Below are 19,611 nucleotides of genomic sequence, written 5' to 3' on the forward strand. Positions count from 1 at the left end.
CATGAACCTCGATATCACGGGCAAGATCGCACTCATCACCGGCGCGGACAGCGGCATGGGCAAGGAAACCGCCCGGATGCTGCTTCAGGAAGGCGTCCGCGTCGCAATCACCGACCAACCCGGCGGCGACCTCGACGCCAGTGTGGAGGAGCTGACGGCGCACGGCGAGGTGATTGCGGTCGAGGCTGACCTGACCAAGCTCGATGACGTCAAGGCGTTGTTCGCCAAGGTCCGCGAGCAGCTCGGTGAGCCCGACATCCTGGTCAATTGCGCGGGCGTGACCGGCGCGACCGGCGACTTTCTCGACGTCGACGATGCCGGCTGGCAGTCGACGCTCGACATCAACCTGATGGGCGCGGTGCGCGTCTGCCGCGAGGCGATCCCGGCGATGCGCGCGGCGAAATGGGGCCGCATCGTGCTGATGAGCTCGGAGGACGCGGTGCAGCCCTATGTCGACGAACTCGCCTATTGCGCGTCGAAGGCGGGGATTTCGAGCCTGTCGAAGGGGCTTTCGAAGGCTTACGGGTGCGACAACGTGCTGGTGAACACCGTCTCGCCCGCGTTCATCGCCACGCCGATGACCGATACGATGATGCGGAAGCGCGCCGACGAGAAGGGCGTGAGCTTCGACGAGGCGATCGAGACGTTTCTGGAAGAGGAGCGTCCCGGGATGACGCTCAAGCGCCGCGGCAAGGCGGAAGAGGTCGCGTCGGCGATCCTGTTCCTGTGCTCGGAGCGCGCGAGCTTTATCAATGGCGCGAATATCCGCGTGGACTCGGGTTCGGTGATGACGGTGGCGGGCTGAGCGCTCAGGCATCGCCACTCCCCCAGGAGCGGAGCCGAGCAATCCTCCCCCGCCAGGGGGAGGTGGCAGGCACTTGCCTGCCGGAGGGGGAGGCAGGTGCAACCGATGGTGCGTGTTCCTCCCCCTCCGTCGCTTCGCGCCACCTCCCCCTGGCGGGGGAGGATTGCAGGGGCGGCGGGTTACCCCTCGAATAAGTCCTTAAACTGCCGAGGCTGCGACCGCAGATACTGCCGTGGCGCCTTCACCTTCCCCCCAAGATGCGCCGCCGCATGCCAGGGCCAGCGCGGATCGTAGAGGATCGTCCGGGCCAGCGCGATCATGTCCGCGTCACCTGTGCCCACGATCGCCTCGGCCTGCTCGAAATCGGTAATCAGTCCAACCGCAACGACCGGGATCGACACCGTCTGCTTCACCGCACGCGCGAGCGGCACCTGATAGCTCGGCCCTACCGGGATCTGTTGCGCCGGCGTGATCCCGCCGCTCGACACGTGGATCGCACTGCACCCACGCGCTTCGAGCGCCTTCGCGAACGCCACGGTCTGGTCCGAATCCCAGCCGCCCTCGGCCCAGTCCGTTCCCGACACACGCATCGTCACAACTCGTTCAGCCGGAAACGCCGCGCGCACCGCATCGAACACTTCGAGCGGGAACCGCATCCGGTTTTCGAGACTGCCGCCATACTCGTCCTCGCGCCGGTTCGACAGCGGCGAGAGGAATTCATGCAGCAGATAGCCATGCGCCGCGTGCAACTGCACCGCATCGATGCCGAGCCGAGCGGCCCGCACCGTTGCGGCCACGAACGCATCGCGCACGCGCGCGAGCCCATCGACGTCGAGCGCGACCGGCGCGTTCTCCTCGGGCAGGAACGGCACCGTCGAAGGCCCCTCGGTCTGCCACCCGTTCGGCTCGCTTGGCGCAATCTGGAGTCCGCCCTTCCACGGCACCTCGCACGACGCTTTCCGCCCGGCATGCGACAACTGGATCGCGATCGGCATGTCCGACCAGCGCCGCACGCTCTCGATCACGTGCGCCATCGCCGCCTCGGTCGCATCGTCGTACAGCCCGACATCGCCATGCGTGATCCGCCCCTCGGGCAGCACCGCACTCGCCTCGATCGTCAAAAGGGCCGCGCCCGACAGCGCGAGTTGCCCCAGATGGATCTGGTGCCAGTCGTTCATGCAGCCATTGTTCGCCGAATATTGGCACATCGGCGCGATGACGATCCGGTTGGCCAGCGTGAGGTTGCCGACCGTGAGCGGCTCGAACAGTTTCGGCCCGCTCATGCGAAGATCGATCGGATGGAATAAGGCATCGGCGTGTCCCTTGATACGTAGAGGAGTACGGCGAAAACTCGCTGCTCGATGCGGAACATAGGAACCAGCGGGCGGGTTTCACGCCAAGGAATGCTGCACCGCGATAAAGCCGCGGCAGCGACGACAGATGGGGGTCTTCACGTTGCATCTACTGCCCGACACGCTCGACGCCGGCTCGGCCTATCCGCTCGGTGCGACCTTCGACGGTCTCGGCGTTAATTTCGCGGTCTATTCCGCCAATGCCGAGAAGATCGAGCTCTGTGTCTATGACGAGACCGGTCGCCGCGAGCTGAAGCGTTATGCGCTCCCCGAATGGACGGACGAAGTCTGGCACGGCTACCTTCCCGACGCGCAGCCCGGTCTCGTCTACGGCTTCCGCGCGCACGGCCGGTACGCGCCCGAGGAAGGCCACCGCTTCAACCCGAACAAGCTGCTGCTCGACCCGTACGCCAAGCAGATGATCGGCGAACTCCGCTGGACCGACGCGATGTACGGATATCAGGTGAAGTCGCCGCGCGCGGATCTAAGCTTCGACAAGCGCGACAGCGCGCTGACGATGCCCAAGGGGGTCGTGACCGATAGCCATTTCGACTGGTCGCGTGACGTGCGCCCGAACACGCCCTGGTCCGAGACGGTCATCTACGAGGCGCATACCAAGGGCCTGACCAAGCTGTTCGAGGAGGTCCAGCCCTCCGAACGCGGCACCTTCGCGGCGCTCGGCAACCCCAAGGTCATCGATCACCTCAAGCGCCTCGGCGTCACCGCGATCGAGCTGCTGCCGATCCACACCTACATTCAGGACCGCTTTCTCCAGGAGAAGGGACTGCGCAACTACTGGGGCTACAACACCCTCAACTTCTTCACGCCCGAGCGCTCGTTCTTCGCGACCGACAGCCACGACGAACTCCGCCGCTCGATCCGCCGCCTCCACGCTGCCGGGATCGAGGTGATCCTCGACGTCGTCTACAACCACACCTGCGAAGGCTCCGAACAAGGCCCCACGCTGTCCTGGCGCGGGCTCGACAACGCCAGCTACTACCGCTTGGTCAAGGACGACCCCCGCTACTCGATCAACGACACCGGCACCGGCAACACGCTGAACCTCACCAAGGCGCGCGTGATCCAGATGGTCGCGGATTCTCTCCGTTACTGGGCGACCAGCTTCGGGATCGACGGCTTCCGCTTCGATCTCGGCCTGACGCTCGGCCGCACGGACACCGGCTTCGATCCCGGCGCGGGCTTTTTCGACGTGCTCCGCCAGGACGCGGTGCTCGGCAGGCTGAAGCTTATCACCGAGCCGTGGGACATCGGCCCCGGCGGCTACCAGCTCGGCAACTTCCCCGGTTTCGCCGAGTGGAACGACAAGTACCGCGATACCGTGCGGAAGTTCTGGCGCGGCGACCATGCGCAGCGCGCCGATCTCGCCGCACGCCTGACCGGCTCGGCCGACCTGTTCGACCGCCGCGCACGCCGCCCCTGGGCGAGCGTCAACCTGCTCGGCGCGCATGACGGCTACACGCTTGCCGACACCGTCGCCTACGAGGAACGCCACAACGAAGCGAACGGTGAAGACAACAACGACGGCCACTCGAACAACTGCTCCCGCAACTGGGGCGTGGAAGGCCCGACCGAAGACCCGGCGATCCTAGAGACCCGGTCGCGCGTGATGCGCTCGATGCTGACTACGCTGTTCGCCTCGCTCGGCACGCCGATGCTGGTCGCGGGTGACGAGTTCGGCCGCACGCAGAACGGCAACAACAACGCGTATTGCCAAGACAACGAGATCAGCTGGCTCGATTGGGAGAAGGCGAAGTCTCCCGAAGGCGATGCGCTAATCGACTTCACCGCGCGGCTGATCGCGCTCCGCCGCGACTACCCGATGCTCCGCGCGGGCAACTTCCTCTACGGCGACGACACGCCTGCGGAAGGCCTCAAGGACATCGAATGGTGGGATGAACGCGGTCTGCAACTGACTTCGGAAGATTGGGAGAACACCAACGGCCGCGCGCTGGTGATGCGCCGCGCGTGCGAGCGGGACTCGGGCGAGGTGCAAGTGATCTCGCTGTTCCTGAACGCCTCGGAAGGCCCGCTGACCTTCCACATGCCGCCCCCGGCCGACGTCGAGCGCACCGTGCTGATCGACAGCAGCAGGACCGACCAGCCGGCGACGCCGATCAAGGACAGCTATGAGCTCCCCGCAGGGTGCGGCGTTGCTGACATGGACGATCGCAGCAGCATGACGGCCTGGGGACCGATACTCGCCGAGGACGGGACGACCTTCCGCCTCTGGGCTCCCGATCGCGATGCGGTGACGCTGGAGATCGCTGAGGGCAACGCGGTTCCCATGAGCAGCGAGGGGGGCTGGTTTAGTGCTAAGGCCCCGGTCGGTGCGGGCGCACGGTACCGGTTCCGGCTCGCGCACGATCTGACTGTTCCCGATCCGGCTTCGCGTGCACAGGACGGCGGCGTTCATGGTTGGAGCGTGGTTGTCGAACACGCCTATGACTGGCGCACCCCGGACTGGCGCGGGCGCCCGTGGGAAGAAATGGTCATCCAGGAGGTCCATGTCGGCACGCTCGGCGGCTTCGCAGGCGTCGCGGACCACCTCGCGGCGATCGCCGCGCTGGGCATCACCGCGATCGAACTCATGCCCGTCAACGCGTTCGGCGGTACCCGCAACTGGGGCTATGACGGCGTGCTGCCCTACGCCCCCGCCGAGAGCTACGGCACGCCCGACGAGCTGAAGGCGCTGGTCGATCGCGCCCACGAGCTCGGCTTGGCCGTGTTCCTCGACGTGGTTTTCAATCACTTCGGCCCCGACGGAAACTACCTCGGAGACTATGCGAAGGGCTTCTTCCACCCCGAAGTCGACACCCCTTGGGGCGGCGCGGTCGCGGTCGACCAGGCGCCGGTCCACCGCTATTTCGTCGACAACGCGCTGATGTGGCTGAACGACTACCGCTTCGACGGCCTCCGCTTCGACGCGGTCCACGCGATCGCGAACAACGCGTTCCTCGACGCGATGGCCGCCGAACTGCGCGAGAAGACCAAAGGTCGCCACGTCCACCTCGTCCTCGAAAACGAGGGCAACGACGCCGAGCGCCTCCACCCCGCTGCGTTCGACGCCCAGTGGAACGACGACTTCCACAACGTCCTCCACGTCCTGCTCACCGGCGAGACGAGCGCCTATTACGCCGACTTTGCCGACCGCCCCGCCGAGCGCCTCGCGCGCTGCCTCGGCGAAGGCTTCATCTACCAGGGCGAAGGCTCGCCCAACCATGACGGCAAGCCGCGCGGCAAGCCCAGCGCGCATTTGTCGCCGACTGCATTCGTCGCGTTCCTCCAGAACCACGACCAGATCGGCAACCGCGCGATGGGCGAGCGCCTGACGCTGCTCGCCGACCGCCAGAAGCTTCGTGCGGCCACCGCGCTGCTCCTGCTCGGCCCGCAGATCCCGTTGCTGTTCATTGGCGACGACCACGGCAGCGAAAGCCCGTTCCTGTTCTTCACCGACTTTCACGACGAGCTAGCGGACGCGGTTCGCGAAGGCAGACGGAAAGAGTTCGCCAAGTTCGCGGCCTTCGCCGACCCCGAAGCGCGCGAGGCGATCCCAGACCCCAACGCACACGAAACCTTCCTCCAATCGCGAGCACGGCCCGGCGCCGATGCGGCCGAGTGGCAGGACCTGTACCGCGCCCTGCTCAAGATCCGACACGAGCAGATCATCCCCCGCCTGCGCGACACGACCGCAATCGGCGCCGAGGCGATCGGGAAGGGGGCGGTCGTCGCGCGCTGGCGGATGGGTGACGGCGCTATCCTGACAATTGCACTCAACCTCGGCAACGATGTCGTTGGTTTTCCTCCACTAGAGGTTTCGCCGATTTTCGCCGAGGGCGAACCGGGGGAGGCTGCTAGCGTGGCAGTATGGCTGGATCGATGAGCAGCCTGCGAACACTCGCTGTCGCGGCCGGCCTGCAACCCGAATGGCAGGACGCAGCGGGTCGTCGCCTGACCGTCGCCGACGATGCGCTGCGGGCGATCCTGAACTGCCTGGGCCATCCGTCCGGAAGCGAAAAGCAGATCGCCGAAAGCCTCGCCGCGATCGAAGCGCGAAACGCGCAAGGTGTCCGTTTCTTGTCCGTCGATGTGGAAGACCCGATCCGGCTGACACCGAAGGTATTAGGCAACGCCGAACTTACGTTCGAGGACGGTACGACGCGCTCCGTCACGGTCGATAACGGTGAGTTGAGGCCGATAAGCAAAAGCGGCTACCACAAGCTTGAAATCAATGGCGAAGTCATCGACATTCTCGTCGCGCCGCGCCGCTGCTACACGATCGCCGATGCGCTACCGGGCCGCAAACTCTGGGCGCCCGCCGTCCAGATCCCGAGCCTGCGCACCGATGCGCCGAAGGCGTTCGGTGACTTCGTTTCGCTCGCAGACGCCGCCCGAGCCTTTGGCCAGCGCGGCGCCGATGCCCTCGCGATCAGCCCGACGCACGCGTTGTTCCCCGCCGACGCCAGCCGATACAGCCCCTACGCACCCTCAAGCCGGCAGTTCCTCAACGGGCTCTACGGTGACCCGGCGGCATTTGGTGCAAAGTTCGACAGCCGCGACTGCCCCGAACTGATCGACTGGCACGCCGCGATCCCCGAAAAGCTCGCGCGACTACGCAAGAGCTTCGACCAAGTGCTTCCACCGATTGAAGAAGCCTTAACGGTATTCAGGCGACAAGGTGGCGACGACCTTGAACGCCATGGCGAGTTCGACGCCCTCCACGCGCATTTCTTCGCAACCACGGAAGCACGCGGATGGCAGCAGTGGCCCGCCGAGTATCGCGATCCCGCCAGCCCAACCGTCCGCCGCTTCGTCGCGGAGCATGCGGACGATGTCACGTTCTACATTTTCCTCCAATGGCTAGCGCGGCGCGACCTCGACGCCGCGCATACGGCCGCCAAGGACGCCGGCATGGCGGTCGGGCTCATCGCGGATCTTGCCGTGGGCATGGACCCGGGCGGCAGTCATGGCTGGAGTCGCCGCGGCGACCTGCTGACCGGCCTGTCGATCGGCGCACCGCCCGATCCGCTCGGGCCGGATGGGCAAAGCTGGGGCATCACCGGGTTCGATCCGCAAGCGCTGCGGGATACCGCCTTTGCCCCGTTCATTGCTACGATCCGCTCAGCGCTCACACACGCCGGCGGCATTCGGATTGACCACGCGTTCGGCCTTCGCCGCCTCTGGATCGTCCCCGAAGGCGCCTCAGCCGCAGAGGGTGCGTATCTGGACATGCCGTTCGACGACATGATGCGGATCATCGCCATGGAATCGCAGCGGGCGAAGGCGATCGTAATCGGCGAAGACCTCGGCACTGTTCCCGACGGGTTCCGTGAGGCGATGGACGCGCGCGCCATGCTCGGCATGCGCGTGCTCTGGTTCGAGCGCGACGCGGACGGCTTCGTGCCCCCTGCGAAATGGTCGCGCGATGCGGTCGCGATGACCGGCACGCACGATCTGGCGACGATCGCCGGCTGGTGGAGCGGGCGCGACATCGACTGGACGTGGGACCTCGGTCGCAAATCCGACTCGCCAGACGAACCCGCCGACCGCGCCGCTCGTGCCGAAGACCGCGCCGCGCTCTGGTCCGCGTTCGGCACCGGTACCGAGCAACCCGCGCCCGACGACACCGCCCCCGTGGTCGACGCCGCGATCGCGCATGTCGCTGGAACCCCGTGCGCACTCGCGATCGTCCCCATCGAGGACCTCGCCGGACTGATCGAGCAACCGAACCTGCCCGGCACGATCGACGAACATCCCAATTGGCGCCGCCGCATGCCGGACACGACCGAGGCGCTCCTGCAACGCCCCGAAATCGCCGCCCGCATCGACGCGCTCAACGCCGCGAGACCCGCATGACCCCCCGCGCAACCTACCGCTTCCAGTTCCACAAGGACTTCACCTTTGCAGATGCCGAGGCGCTGGTGCCCTATCTCGACGATCTCGGGATCAGCCACCTCTATGCCTCGCCGATCACAACCGCCCGGAGCGGCTCGACCCACGGCTACGACGTCGTCGACCCTACCCGGATCAATCCCGAACTCGGCGGTGAAGAGGCGTTCCGCAACCTAGTCGCAGCACTCCGCGCGCGGTATGGGCGTTATTATCGACATCGTGCCCAACCACATGGGCGTTGTCGGTGGTGAGAATTCGTGGTGGAATGATGTTCTAGCATACGGTGAAACCAGCGAATTCGCGCGCTACTTCGACATCGACTGGCGTGAGAAGCTCGTGCTCCCGATCCTCGGCGATCCGCTCGCCGAAACGCTGGCCAGCGGCGCGCTCAAGGTCGAGCAGGTCGACGGCCGCTATGTCCTCGAAGCGTACGGCGAACACCGCCTGCCGATCCGGGACGAAGATCAGCCCACCGCAGCGACCGACGATATCGCTGCGCTGGTCGATCGCCAGCATTACCGTCTCGCCTCCTGGCGCGTCGCGAATGACGAACTGAACTGGCGGCGGTTCTTTACCATCAACGACCTTGCCGGCCTACGCGCCGAAGACCCGGTCGTGTTTGAGGCAACACACGCGCTCTATTTCCGCCTGTATGCCGAGGGCCTGATCGACGGCGTCCGCGTCGATCACGTCGACGGGCTGACCCACCCCGCGGGCTATTGCCGTCAGCTCCGTGCGAGGTTCGATGCGATCGAGCGTCCTGCCGATGTGCCACCCGGCCCCGCCTACATCGTCATTGAGAAGATCCTTGCCGACGGCGAACCGCTCGCGACCGACTGGGGCATCGACGGCACCAGCGGGTACGATTTCATGGAGCAGGTCACGGCCTTGCTCCATGCCCCCGCCGGCGCCGAACCGCTCGCCAAACTTTGGGCGGACATAAGCGAGAGGTCTGGCGACTTCGCGCCCGAGGAACTGCGCGCGCGACAGGAATTGCTAGCGTGGCAGTTCGATGGCCAGCGCCGCCGCTGCGTCGACGCCTTTGTCGCGCTCGCTCGATCGACGCCCGAATGTGATGGCCTAACGCGTGGTATGCTCGACCGCGCGATCGAGCGCTTGCTGTGGGTCTTTCCCGTCTATCGTACCTATGGAACGGGCGATTCCGCCCCGGCAGCAGACGCCGCGATTCGCGAGACGGTCCGCCAACGCGTGGCTCAGTTTGTGCCGCCGGGCGAGGACGCGGTGGTCGAGCGGATCCTCGTATGGCTGGCAGGCGAGGGGCCTGGGGATGCAAAGCTCGCCGCCGAGGCGGTGCGGAAGTTCCAGCAACTCTCCGCGCCTATCGCCGCCAAGGCGGTCGAGGACACCGCCTTCTATCGCTATGGTCGCCTGCTCTCGCGCAACGACGTTGGCTTCGACGCGGCTCGCATGTCGCTCGATATCGACGAGTTCCACGCGGCCATGGTCGAGCGCGCCCGCGATTGGCCGGCGGCGATGCTCGCAATCGCCACGCATGACCACAAGCGGGGCGAAGACGTCCGCGCAAGGCTCGCGGTGTTGAGCGAACTGCCCGATCTTTGGGGCGCGCGTGGAACGATGGCCCGAACTCGCTGCGCCGTTTGCCGACGGAGTCGATCCCGCGGACGCCTATATGCTGCTGCAGACGCTGTTCGGCGCATGGCCCGAGGGCCTGACCGCATCGGATACAGAAGGATTGTCGGACTTTGCCGAGCGGATCGTCTCGTGGCAGGAAAAGGCGTTGCGCGAGGCGAAGCTGCGCTCGTCCTGGGAGGCGCCGGACGAGGCGTATGAGAACCGCTGTCACGGGCTGGCACGCGCGCTGCTCGATCCCGAGCGATCGCAGGCTTTCCTCGACGACATTACCGCGTTCGTCGGGCGGATCGCACCCGCGGCGGCGGCGAACGGCCTTGCGCAGGTCGCGCTGCGCTACACCGTTCCCGGCGTCCCCGATCTGTATCAGGGCACGGAGATCGCCGATCTCAGTCTGGTCGATCCCGACAACCGCCGTCCGGTCGATTACGCGCAGCTTCAGGCTTCGCTGGACGGTGAAACGCCAGCAAAGATGGCGCTGATCCGGCAGCTTCTCGGGCTGCGACGGACGCATCCGAGATTGTTCTCTGAGGGACGTTACGAACCTATCGCGTTAACCGGTATCCGTGCCGACCAGGCCATTGCGTTTCGTCGGATCGGTACGGATGCAATTTTGCGCTGCGTGATCCCGCTACGCTGCGCCGAGCGCTATCTAGACCGGATCGACGCCCGCGACTGGTGGGGCGACACCGCACTCGCATCCGGCGAAGCGCTCGCCGATCTGCTTGGCGAGCGTTCCATGTCGATCGAGATGCTGCCCGCGAAAAGCTGAGCGATCAGCGGCCTGCGAGATAGTGGGCGAGCGGGTCGATCATGTCCTCCGGGATGCGGCGGGCGATGACCGGCATCGTCGATTGCGACTTCCGCGCGTCGACCACCGTCTCGTCGCCGCGCCAGTTACGGAGGCGTTGCGCGATGTAGCTGGCACGCTGGCCGGCGAGGACGGGGTAGGGCTTGCCGGGCGCGTGGCAGCTCGCACAGGCGGGGAGCTGGACCTTCGGCAGGCCTTCGCGGTCGATTTTCGCGGCCTCGGTCGAGCCCGACGGCGTGACGCTGCCGATACCCTTCATCGCTGCGAAGTGATCCACCAATCGCGTCATCTCGGCGGGCGTCAGCGTCGCGGCGGCGTTCGCCATGACCGCGCTTTGGCGCTTACCGGTCGCATAGGCCTCCAGTGCTGCACGGAGATACGCCGGGCTCTGGCCGCCGAGTACGGGCATGTCGGGCTGGTTGCGACCTCGCCCGTCCGCGCCGTGGCAGCCGGCGCAGGTGGCGATCTTGGCATCGGTGACACCCGGCACTTCGGTCAGCGAGCGATAGGTCGCGGGCGTCATCTCGGGGAGCAGGCGGACGAAGGCGACCATGCGGCGGACTTCGTCGTCGCGGTCCTTCGCGGCCCAGCCGGGCATGCCGGTGTATTTGACGCCGTGCTTGAGGATCCAGAAGATCTGCTTGTCGGTCCATTCGCGCGCGTTGATCGACAGGTCGGGGGCGGGGGCGTCGCCGCCTGCATCACCGGGAGCGGACGAACGCCGGGCGCGCCGTGGCACGAGGCGCAGCTTGCCTTGAACAGGCCGGCGGCGCTGACGAGACCCTCGTTCGCCTTGGCATCGTCGGGGGCGGTGACCGCGGCGTAGGTGCGGACCGAGTTGCGCATCGTCCAGTGGAGGAACCAGTCGGTGATCTTCCAATGGCCCGACGATGCGGCGATGTTGAACACGCCCGACCACGCGAACAACAGCCCGGCGAGCGCCAGCCCGACGATGGCGGCGGCGGCGCGCGCCCAGGTAATCCGGATCGTCATGCGGTCGCGCTCCGTGTCTTCAACAGTCCGCCGAGCATCGCTAGCCCGCCGATGAAATAGCTTGCCGCGCCGACCATCAGCATGACGACGCCGCCAAGTTGCTGGTCTTCGAGTGCGTCGAGGCCGTGTGTAGCCGGATGCATCGCCATCATCGCGTAGAGCGGTCGGGGGCGAGACCGATCAGCGCTCCGAGCAGGGTCATGTGCATCGAGGTCAGCAACAAGGCTGCCACGCCTGATGCGCGACGGTCGGTCGCACCGCCAATGCGTGTGCCAAGTACGGCGCTCCAGAGGAGGACGCCGGCGATGAGGAAGCTCGCCTGTTCGATCAACAAAGCCATTGGCTGCATATCGACGCGCAGCCTCAGCGCGGGGAGGTGCCAGATCCACACTACGACCAGCTCGGCCAGTGACATCGCGAGCGGGGTTACGATCGCGGGCCAGCGCTCGGCTGGGTCCCAGCGCGAGCCGGCGATCCCGTAAGCGAGGAACGGCGCGGCAACCGCGACCGCGATCATGTGTCCGGTCATATGCCCGACCATACCCAGCGGTGCGGCCGCAAACGCCCAGCCGAGCGGGACGAGCACGACGCCCAGTGCGAGGCTCGCGCGCCTCACCGGCAATCGCCGAAGATGATGACCGGCAGCGCCGTGAAGATCACCGCGACGAAGCTCAGTCCCGCCAGCAACCGCGTCGATAGCGCGAGAAAGCGGAGGCGGTCGATTGCCGTGCCCTGCTCGTGCGGGGCCGGATCGCCGGGTGTCTCGGACTGGACCCGCGCGATATAGCCCGCCGCGACGATCCCCAGCAGCGCGACGATCGTAGCGATCAGCGTTGCGAGCGGGAAGCCGTTCAAGGCAGTCCCCGGGGTCGGTGATTTCGCGCAGATTACCGCGACCCACAGGTAGCAGAACAGGAAATGCACGGCCCAGATCGTCGGCGGGACGATCAGCGTCCACAGCGTCACTTTCAGGTCGCGCGCCCAGTGTTTGCGCTCGGCGTCGGGCTTCCGCTCGGGCTTCGTCATGCGACCCCGGGAACAGGCCGATCGTGCAGAACGTCACGATGCCCGTCAGCGCGAGGAAATGATGGTACACGGTGATGTTACGCAGATCCGCGTCATAGACCGGCGTCATCTTCCCCGCGAGGCTGCGCGCCAACGTATAGCCCTGCATGATGACCCCGATCGCAGCGTGGACCGCGGTCCAGATCGCCAGTGTCCAGACGATCGCGGGATAGACGTGGAGTTCGGGATCGAGCCCCGAATACCAAGGCCCGGCAAGCCCGGCGAACAGGCTCGCCAGCGTGGCGACGATGCCGACGACCAGCAGCGCCCGGCCCGCACCGATGTTGCCGCGGCTATGCACTTCGCGCGCGCCGACGGTCGCGGCCCAGCCGGCCAGGGTCAGCGCCAGCGCGACCATCGGCCAGAACACGCCCGGCCCGTTCAGCCCGACGCCGTTCGGCGGGAAGTCGTTGTGGATCGTCCAGAAGAAGAAATAGCCGAACACAAGGCCGGAGAACGCGGTCGCGTCCGCCATCATCGTGATGAACATCGCCCACCAGCCCGGCGCCGACGGCCCGGAGGTATAGAGCGGCACCTCGATGCCGTGGCCGATATGCTTGGTCGGCTTTTCGGGGATCTCCGCGGTGCCGGTCCATAGCCACCACAGCACGCAGGCGAGCGTCGCGACGCCGCTGACCGCCGACCAGATATACAGATGGTAGGTCGTCAGGATGAACACGCCAGCGAGAGCGACCGCGGTCATCATCGGCTTCACGCTCGGCGTACCGAGGCGGATCACCTGCACCGGGCGCGCGTCGAGCACGGAGGTGACGATCGACTCGCGCCGCATCTCCTCCGCGTCGGGCAGGAAGAAGCGGCCTTCGTCGACCTTCTGGACGAAGTTCTTCTGGTCCCAGATCGGATAGCGGCTCTCGATCAGCGGCACCGAGCGGATACCCCAATCCTCGTCGTCGGGCAGCGCGAGCCATTCGAGCGTGCCGGCGTTCCACGGGTTGCGCGGGGCCTTCGGGCGGCGCGGCGAAAGCGCGAGGTCGATGCAGACGATCAGCACGCCAGCTGCGAACATGTACGAGCCCGCGGTCGAAGCGAGGTTGAGCCCGCCGATCCCGAGTTCCTCCGGATAGGTGAACACGCGCCGCGGCATGCCGAGCAGTCCCGACAGATGCATCGGGAAGAAGGTCAGGTTCATGCCGACGAACATAATCCAGAACGCGATCCGGCCGAGCTTGTCCGACAGCTTCTTGCCCGTCACCAGCGGCCAGTAGTAATACAGCCCGGCGAACAGCGGCAGCAGCGTGCCGCCGATCAGCACGTAATGAAGATGCGCGACGATGAAATACGTATCGTGCGCCTGCCAGTCGAACGGGGCGACCGCGACCATCACGCCGGTCAGGCCGCCGATCACGAACACGGCCAGGCTTCCGCTCGCGTACAGAAGCGGTGTCGATTTCTTGACGTTGCCCGCCCACAAAGTCGCGATGAACACGAAGATCTGAACGCCGGTCGGGATCGCCACCGCCTCCGATGCGGCTGCAAAGAAGGCGAGGCTGATTTTCGGCAGACCGGTCGTGAACATGTGGTGGACCCACAGTCCGAAGCTCAGGAACGCCGTCCCCACCGCCGCCAGCACGATCCAAGGATAGCCGAGCAGATGCCGCTGCGCGAACGTCGGGATCAGCATCGCGAACAGCGCGATCGACGGCAGGAAGACGATGTAGACTTCCGGATGCCCGAAGATCCAGAACAGGTGCTGCCAGAGCAGCGGATCGCCGCCCTTCTCCGCGTTGAAGAACGGCCAGTTCAGCAGCCGCTCCATTTCGAACAGCACGTCGCCCGCGATCAGCGGCGGGAACGCGAACAGGATCATCACCGCGACGACCAGGATGTACCAGGCGTAGAGCGGCATCAGGTTGAGCCGCATGCCTGGCGGGCGGCATTTCAGCACGCCGACGATCAGCTCGACCGCGGCGGCGACCGACGACACCTCGATGAAGCTCAGCCCCAGCATCCAGATGTCGGCGCCGAGCCCGCTCAGATCGGTCCGCGTCGTCAGCGGCGGATACATGAACCAGCCGCCATCGGGCGCCGCGTCGAAGAAGATCGAGCCCGACACGAACACGCCGCCAATCAGGAAGCTCCAGTATCCGAACCCCGACAGCCGCGGAAACGGCAGGTCACGCGCGCCGAGCAGCTGCGGCAACAGGATGATCGACACCGCCTCGAACATCGGCACCGCGAACAGGAACATCATCATCGAGCCGTGCAGCGTGAACAGCTGGTTGAACGTGTTCGCGGTTACGAGATCGTTGTTCGGCACTGCCAGCTGCGTGCGCATGATCAGCGCCAGCACGCCCGCGAACAGCATGAAGCCGAACGCGGTCAGCGTGTACCAGACACCGATCCGGTTGTTGTTGACGTCGGTCCAGCGGAAGAACCAGCCCGACGGCGGCTTCCATACTTCACGCAGGCGATCTTCCTGGCCTTTCCGCACCGCAGGATCGTTCTGGTCGGGCGCGACATAGGGGGTGCTCTCGGTGGTCATTTGAGCCCCTGAAGGTAGCTGGCGATCTGGTCGGCTTCGGCGGCCGACATCTGCGGGAAGGCGGGCATCCGCACGCCGGGCTTGGTCTTGCCCGGATCGCGGACGAAACCGGAAATGTTGGCGTGAGTCATCGGCAGCACACCCGCGGCGAGTGTCGGGCGCGAGCCGAAGTGGGTGAGGTCGGGGCCGATCTTCGCGACCGGGCCGACGCCGCGGACGCTGTGACAACCGCTACAGCCATAGCTTGCGAACAGACGCGCGCCGGGCGATGCGGTGACGGTGGCGGGCCTGGCCTGCGCGGCGAGCCAGCTCGCGAACGCGGCGGGCTCCATCGCGATGACATCGAACGCCATCAGCGCATGGCCGAGCCCGCAGAACTCGGCACAGACGCCGCGGTACGTGCCCGCCTTGGTCGCGCGGACGACGAGGCGATTGGTGCGGCCGGGGATCATGTCCATCTTGCCGGCGAGACCGGGCACCCAGAAGCTGTGGATGACGTCGGGACTCCGCAGCGACAGTTCGACGGTGCGACCGACCGGCAGGCGAAGTTCGTTGGCGGTCTCGACCACCGATCCGCCCGGCGGGGCATAGCGGACGCGCCACCAGAATTGCTCGCCCTCGACGCCGATCCGCAGATCGTTGTTCGCAACTTCACGTGGGCGCATCGCGGGGAGGGCGTAGAGCAGCAGGCCTAGCAGCAGGATCGAAGGCCCTATACCCCCGAGCCACAGCACCAGCTTCATCCCGCCCTTGTGCGTCAGCCGCCCCTCGGGTGCGCGCATCGCGTGACGCATCAGCAACGCGAGCCCACCCGCGAGGATGATCGCGCCGATGACCAGAACGATGGTGATCGAGAGGACCTTGTCCGCTTCCTCGCCGAACGGCGCGAGCGTCGACTGGTGTCGGTTGCACGCCGCCAACAGCGGCAGGCACGCGCCCACGGAAAGAAAAATAGCCTTCCGCATCATCACCTTGCCACCCTTTGGAAGGGCGTCCCCTAGCGGTGGGGGCGGGGCGGCGTAAACCCGAAAATGACAATTATTTCATGTATGGATGGAGCGCTGTCGCTTATCTTCGATCAGGATGCGCCGTTGAACGGGGCTCGCTCCGTCCGGAGTCGACGCCGGAGCCTGCGCTCCGGCGTCCAGATCAGGCGGCGAACTGGTTCATCGTGTTGTGCGCGCCGCCGGCCTTCAACGCCGCCTCGCCCGCGAAATACTCCTTGTGATCGTCGCCGAGGTCGGAGCCGGACATGTTCTGGTGCTTGACGCAGGCGATGCCCTCGCGAATCTCCTTGCGCTGAACACCCCTCACATAGCCCAGCATCCCAGCGTCGCCGAAATACTCCTTGGCGAGGTTGTCGGTCGACAGCGCCGCGGTGTGATAGGTCGGCAGCGTGATCAGATGGTGGAAGATGCCGGCGCGCTTGGCCGAATCCGCCTGGAAGGTGCGGATGCGCTCGTCGGCCTCGTCGGCCAGCGCGGTGCCGTCATAGTCGACGCTCATCAGGCGTGCGCGATCATAGGCGGAGACGTCCTTACCCTCTTCGACCCAGGCGTCGAACACCTGCTGGCGGAAGTTCAGCGTCCAGTTGAAGCTCGGCGAGTTGTTGTAGACGAGCTTCGCGTTGGGGACGACTTCGCGGATGCGGTCGACCATGCCGGCGATCTGCTCGATGTGCGGCTTCTCGGTCTCGATCCACAGCAGGTCGGCGCCGTTCTGAAGCGACGCGATGCAATCCATAACGCAGCGATCCTCGCCGGTGCCGGCGCGGAACTGGAACAGGTTGGAGGGCAGGCGCTTCGGGCGGAGCAGCTTGCCGTCGCGGTTGAGGATCACGTCGCCGTTCTGTGCAGTCGCCGGGTCGATCTCCTCGCAGTCGAGGTAGGAGTTATACTGGTCGCCAAGGTCGCCCGCTTCCTTGCTCACCGCGATCTGCTTGGTGAGGCCGGCGCCGAGCGAGTCGGTGCGCGTGACGATGATGCCGTCCTCGACGCCGAGTTCGAGGAACGCGTAGCGGCAGGCGCGGACCTTCGCGAGGAAGTCCTCGTGCGGCACGGTGACCTTGCCGTCCTGATGACCGCACTGCTTCTCGTCGCTGACCTGGTTCTCGATCTGGAGCGCACAGGCGCCCGCCTCGATCATTTTTCGCGCGAGCAGATAGGTTGCTTCCGCGTTGCCAAAACCCGCGTCGATGTCGGCGATGATCGGCACGACATGCGTCTGGTGGTTTTCGATCGCATTCAGCAGGCGCTGTTCCTCAATCGCGTTCCCCGCGGCGCGCGGCGTCGACCTCGCGGAACATCATGCCGAGTTCGCGCGCGTCGGCCTGGCGCAGGAAGGTGTAGAGCTCCTCGATCAGCGCGGAGACGCTGGTCTTTTCGTGCATCGACTGGTCGGGCAGGGGGCCGAACTCGCTCCGCATCGCCGCGACCATCCAGCCCGAAAGGTAGAGGTAGCGGCGGGCGGTGGTGCCGAAATGCTTCTTGATGCTGATCATCTTCTGCTGCGCGATGAACCCGTGCCAGCATCCGAGCGACTGCGTGTAGTTCGCGGGGTCGGCGTCATAGGCGGCCATGTCCTTGCGCATGATCGCGGCGGTGTAGCGCGCGATGTCGAGGCCGGTGGCGAAACGGTTCTGGAGCCGCATCCTCGCGACCGATTCGGGTGAGATCGCGTCCCAGGTGCCGTTCTGGTCGGCGATGAGTTTGGTGATCCGGGCGATGTGCGTCTGGTAGGTCACGGGCGATCCTTCGCTGCTGCGTTGATCGTCGTGTAGGGTTGTTGACAGGGTTTTGGTCAGGAATGCGGTTAAGGATGAGGTGTGGATGTCACTGGCGGCGGGCGCACCGTGTCGTTGTGTAAAGAAGATTACAGAACGGGATGGGCGGGTGCGATATGAAAAAGGGCGCCTGGATTCCTCCGGGCGCCCTTTCTCCATTCAGCGACGTGGCGAAGCCACGCCTTCGGTCGTTGCGCTTCGCGACGCCGGCCGGGCTTCGGCGTCTCGCGGTCAGCTTGCGCTGGCTGCGTGCGCCGTGCGCCTCACCCGCTGTAGTACATGTCATACTCGACCGGGCTAGGCGTCATTTCCCAGCGCGCGACTTCCGCGTACTTGATCTCGACATAGCTCTCGATCTGATCCTTCGAGAAAACATCGCCCTTCAGCAGGAAGTCGTGATCCGCGAGCAGACACTCGAGCGCCTCGCGGAGCGAACCCGCGACGGTCGGGACCTGCGCGAGTTCTGCCGGCGGCAGGTCGTACAGGTTCTTGTCCATCGCTTCGCCCGGATGGATCTTGTTGAGGATGCCGTCCATGCCCGCCATCATCAGCGCCGCATAGGCGAGATACGGGTTGGCCAGCGCGTCCGGGAAGCGCACTTCGACGCGCTTCGCCTTGGGCCCGGTGCCGTACGGAATGCGGCACGATGCCGAGCGGTTGCGTGCCGAGTATGCGAGCAACACCGGCGCTTCGTAGCCGGGGACGAGGCGCTTGTAGCTGTTAGTCGACGGGTTGGTGAACGCGTTGACTGCTTTCGCGTGCTTGATGATGCCGCCGATGAAATACAGGCACATGTCGCTCAGGCCCGCATAGCCGTTGCCGGCGAACAGCGGGGTCTTGCCTTCCCAGATCGAGAAATGCGTGTGCATCCCCGAGCCGTTGTCTTCCTTGATCGGCTTCGGCATGAACGTCGCGGTCTTGCCGTACGCGTGCGCGACCTGGTGGACGACGTACTTGTAGATCTGCATGCGATCTGCGGTCTGCGTCAGCGTGCCGAACGTCAGGCCCAGCTCATGCTGTGCGGCCGCGACCTCGTGGTGATGCTTGTCGCAGGGCAGGCCCATCTCGATCATCGTCGAGACCATCTCGCCGCGGATGTCGACAGCCGAGTCGACCGGTGCGACCGGGAAATAGCCGCCCTTGGCGCGCGGACGGTGACCGAGGTTACCGCCCTCATATTCGCGACCTGAATTGCCCGGCAGCTCGATGTCGTCGATCTTGTAGTAGCTGGTCGAATAGCTGTTCTCGAAGCGGACGTCGTCGAACATGAAGAATTCGGCTTCGGGGCCGACATACACGGTGTCGCCGACGCCGGTGGTCAGCAGATACGCCTCGGCGCGCTTGGCGGTCGAGCGCGGATCGCGCGAATACAGCTCGCCGGTCGACGGATCGGCGATGTCGCAGATCAGGATCATCATCGGCGTCGCCGAGAACGGATCGACATAGACCGCGTCGAGATCGGGCTTGAGCGTCATGTCGCTCTCGTTGATCGCCTTCCAGCCCTCGATCGACGAGCCGTCGAACATCAGGCCGTCGGTCAGCTCGTCTTCGCCGATCAGGCTCGCGACCATCGTCAGATGCTGCCACTTGCCTTTGGGATCAGTGAACCGCAGATCGACCCACTCGATCTCCTGGTCCTTGATCATATTGAGAACGTCGGAGGCCGAATTCGCCATGATGCTTGCCCTTCGTTTTGAGATTTCCGCCGCATCATGCGGGGAATCTAATTGCGGTATGGAACAGAATTTCCACACAATGTTGCGCTGCGTCAAATGACGA

The 19,611-nt window shown here is 65.6% G+C and carries 12 protein-coding genes and 2 pseudogenes; 6 read left to right on the top strand and 8 right to left on the bottom strand.

Features of this window, described 5'->3' with window-relative positions:
- Position 1 precedes the first annotated feature (1 nt).
- A complete protein-coding gene (locus QP181_RS05710) occupies positions 2–805 on the top strand; it encodes an SDR family NAD(P)-dependent oxidoreductase (RefSeq protein WP_333927932.1) in 804 nt (267 codons plus the stop codon).
- A 179-nt stretch (positions 806–984) separates the two neighbouring features.
- On the opposite strand, the gene QP181_RS05715 is transcribed toward QP181_RS05710, so the two are convergent.
- Positions 985–2,088, bottom strand: coding sequence for an NADH:flavin oxidoreductase/NADH oxidase (locus QP181_RS05715; RefSeq protein WP_333927933.1), 1,104 nt, complete (start codon positions 2,086–2,088; stop codon positions 985–987).
- A gap of 157 nt (positions 2,089–2,245) precedes the next feature.
- Here QP181_RS05715 and glgX point away from each other — a divergent pair, with 157 nt between their 5' ends.
- The 5 genes from glgX to QP181_RS05740 are packed head-to-tail and all read left to right on the top strand — an operon-like array spanning position 2,246 to position 10,450.
- A complete protein-coding gene (gene glgX, locus QP181_RS05720; RefSeq protein WP_333927934.1) occupies positions 2,246–6,058 on the top strand; it encodes a glycogen debranching protein GlgX in 3,813 nt (1,270 codons plus the stop codon).
- Positions 6,055–8,031 carry a 4-alpha-glucanotransferase gene (gene malQ, locus QP181_RS05725; protein ID WP_333927935.1) on the top strand — a complete coding sequence of 659 codons (1,977 nt, stop codon included), beginning with the start codon at positions 6,055–6,057 and terminating at the stop codon, positions 8,029–8,031. The genes glgX and malQ overlap by 4 nt, the downstream gene beginning before the upstream one ends.
- Entirely contained in the window at positions 8,028–8,318 is a 291-nt protein-coding gene (locus QP181_RS05730; protein ID WP_333927936.1) for an alpha-amylase family glycosyl hydrolase, read from the top strand. The genes malQ and QP181_RS05730 overlap by 4 nt, the downstream gene beginning before the upstream one ends.
- On the top strand, positions 8,266–9,879 hold the full coding sequence (gene treY / locus QP181_RS05735; RefSeq protein ID WP_333927937.1) for a malto-oligosyltrehalose synthase: 1,614 nt from the start codon (positions 8,266–8,268) through the stop codon (positions 9,877–9,879). Before QP181_RS05730 ends, treY begins: the two co-directional genes overlap by 53 nt.
- Positions 9,827–10,450 carry a DUF3459 domain-containing protein gene (locus tag QP181_RS05740; protein ID WP_333927938.1) on the top strand — a complete coding sequence of 208 codons (624 nt, stop codon included), beginning with the start codon at positions 9,827–9,829 and terminating at the stop codon, positions 10,448–10,450. Before treY ends, QP181_RS05740 begins: the two co-directional genes overlap by 53 nt.
- A gap of 4 nt (positions 10,451–10,454) precedes the next feature.
- Here the strand turns inward: QP181_RS05740 and QP181_RS05745 are convergent, their stop codons facing one another.
- From QP181_RS05745 to glnA, 7 genes and pseudogenes are all read right to left on the bottom strand, one after another.
- A complete protein-coding gene (locus QP181_RS05745) occupies positions 10,455–11,126 on the bottom strand; it encodes a c-type cytochrome (protein WP_333929565.1) in 672 nt (223 codons plus the stop codon).
- Entirely contained in the window at positions 11,009–11,482 is a 474-nt protein-coding gene (locus tag QP181_RS05750) for a hypothetical protein (protein WP_333929691.1), read from the bottom strand. The genes QP181_RS05745 and QP181_RS05750 overlap by 118 nt, the downstream gene beginning before the upstream one ends.
- Entirely contained in the window at positions 11,479–11,625 is a 147-nt protein-coding gene (locus QP181_RS05755; protein WP_333927939.1) for a hypothetical protein, read from the bottom strand. Before QP181_RS05755 ends, QP181_RS05750 begins: the two co-directional genes overlap by 4 nt.
- Positions 11,626–12,515: 890 nt before the next feature.
- A pseudogene (ctaD, locus tag QP181_RS05760) lies at positions 12,516–15,050 on the bottom strand (cytochrome c oxidase subunit I); the annotation flags it as partial.
- The gene (locus QP181_RS05765) at positions 15,047–16,015 is read right to left on the bottom strand and encodes a cytochrome c oxidase subunit II (protein WP_333927940.1); all 969 of its coding nucleotides are present in this window, start codon (positions 16,013–16,015) and stop codon (positions 15,047–15,049) included. The gene QP181_RS05765 and the pseudogene ctaD, both read right to left, overlap by 4 nt.
- Before the next feature lie 184 nt (positions 16,016–16,199).
- A pseudogene (locus tag QP181_RS05770) lies at positions 16,200–17,793 on the bottom strand (isocitrate lyase).
- Positions 17,794–18,095: 302 nt separating this feature from the next.
- Positions 18,096–19,508, bottom strand: a complete 1,413-nt coding sequence (gene glnA / locus QP181_RS05775; protein WP_056490605.1) for a type I glutamate--ammonia ligase — start codon at positions 19,506–19,508, stop codon at positions 18,096–18,098.
- Positions 19,509–19,611 lie beyond the last annotated feature (103 nt).

It is taken from the genome of Sphingomonas sp. LR55 (assembly GCF_036856015.1).
GTDB lineage: Bacteria > Pseudomonadota > Alphaproteobacteria > Sphingomonadales > Sphingomonadaceae > Sphingomonas.

Bases quoted from the DNA above. Each gene is read 5' to 3' on its own strand.
- QP181_RS05710 (WP_333927932.1), top strand. From the start codon at position 2: ATGAACCTCGATATCACGGGCAAGATCGCACTCATCACCGGCGCGGAC.
- QP181_RS05715 (WP_333927933.1), bottom strand. From the start codon at position 2,088: ATGAGCGGGCCGAAACTGTTCGAGCCGCTCACGGTCGGCAACCTCACG.
- glgX (WP_333927934.1), top strand. From the start codon at position 2,246: ATGGGGGTCTTCACGTTGCATCTACTGCCCGACACGCTCGACGCCGGC.
- malQ (WP_333927935.1), top strand. From the start codon at position 6,055: ATGAGCAGCCTGCGAACACTCGCTGTCGCGGCCGGCCTGCAACCCGAA.
- QP181_RS05730 (WP_333927936.1), top strand. From the start codon at position 8,028: ATGACCCCCCGCGCAACCTACCGCTTCCAGTTCCACAAGGACTTCACC.
- treY (WP_333927937.1), top strand. From the start codon at position 8,266: ATGGGCGTTATTATCGACATCGTGCCCAACCACATGGGCGTTGTCGGT.
- QP181_RS05750 (WP_333929691.1), bottom strand. From the start codon at position 11,482: ATGACGATCCGGATTACCTGGGCGCGCGCCGCCGCCGCCATCGTCGGG.
- QP181_RS05755 (WP_333927939.1), bottom strand. From the start codon at position 11,625: ATGCATCCGGCTACACACGGCCTCGACGCACTCGAAGACCAGCAACTT.
- QP181_RS05765 (WP_333927940.1), bottom strand. From the start codon at position 16,015: ATGCGGAAGGCTATTTTTCTTTCCGTGGGCGCGTGCCTGCCGCTGTTG.
- glnA (WP_056490605.1), bottom strand. From the start codon at position 19,508: ATGGCGAATTCGGCCTCCGACGTTCTCAATATGATCAAGGACCAGGAG.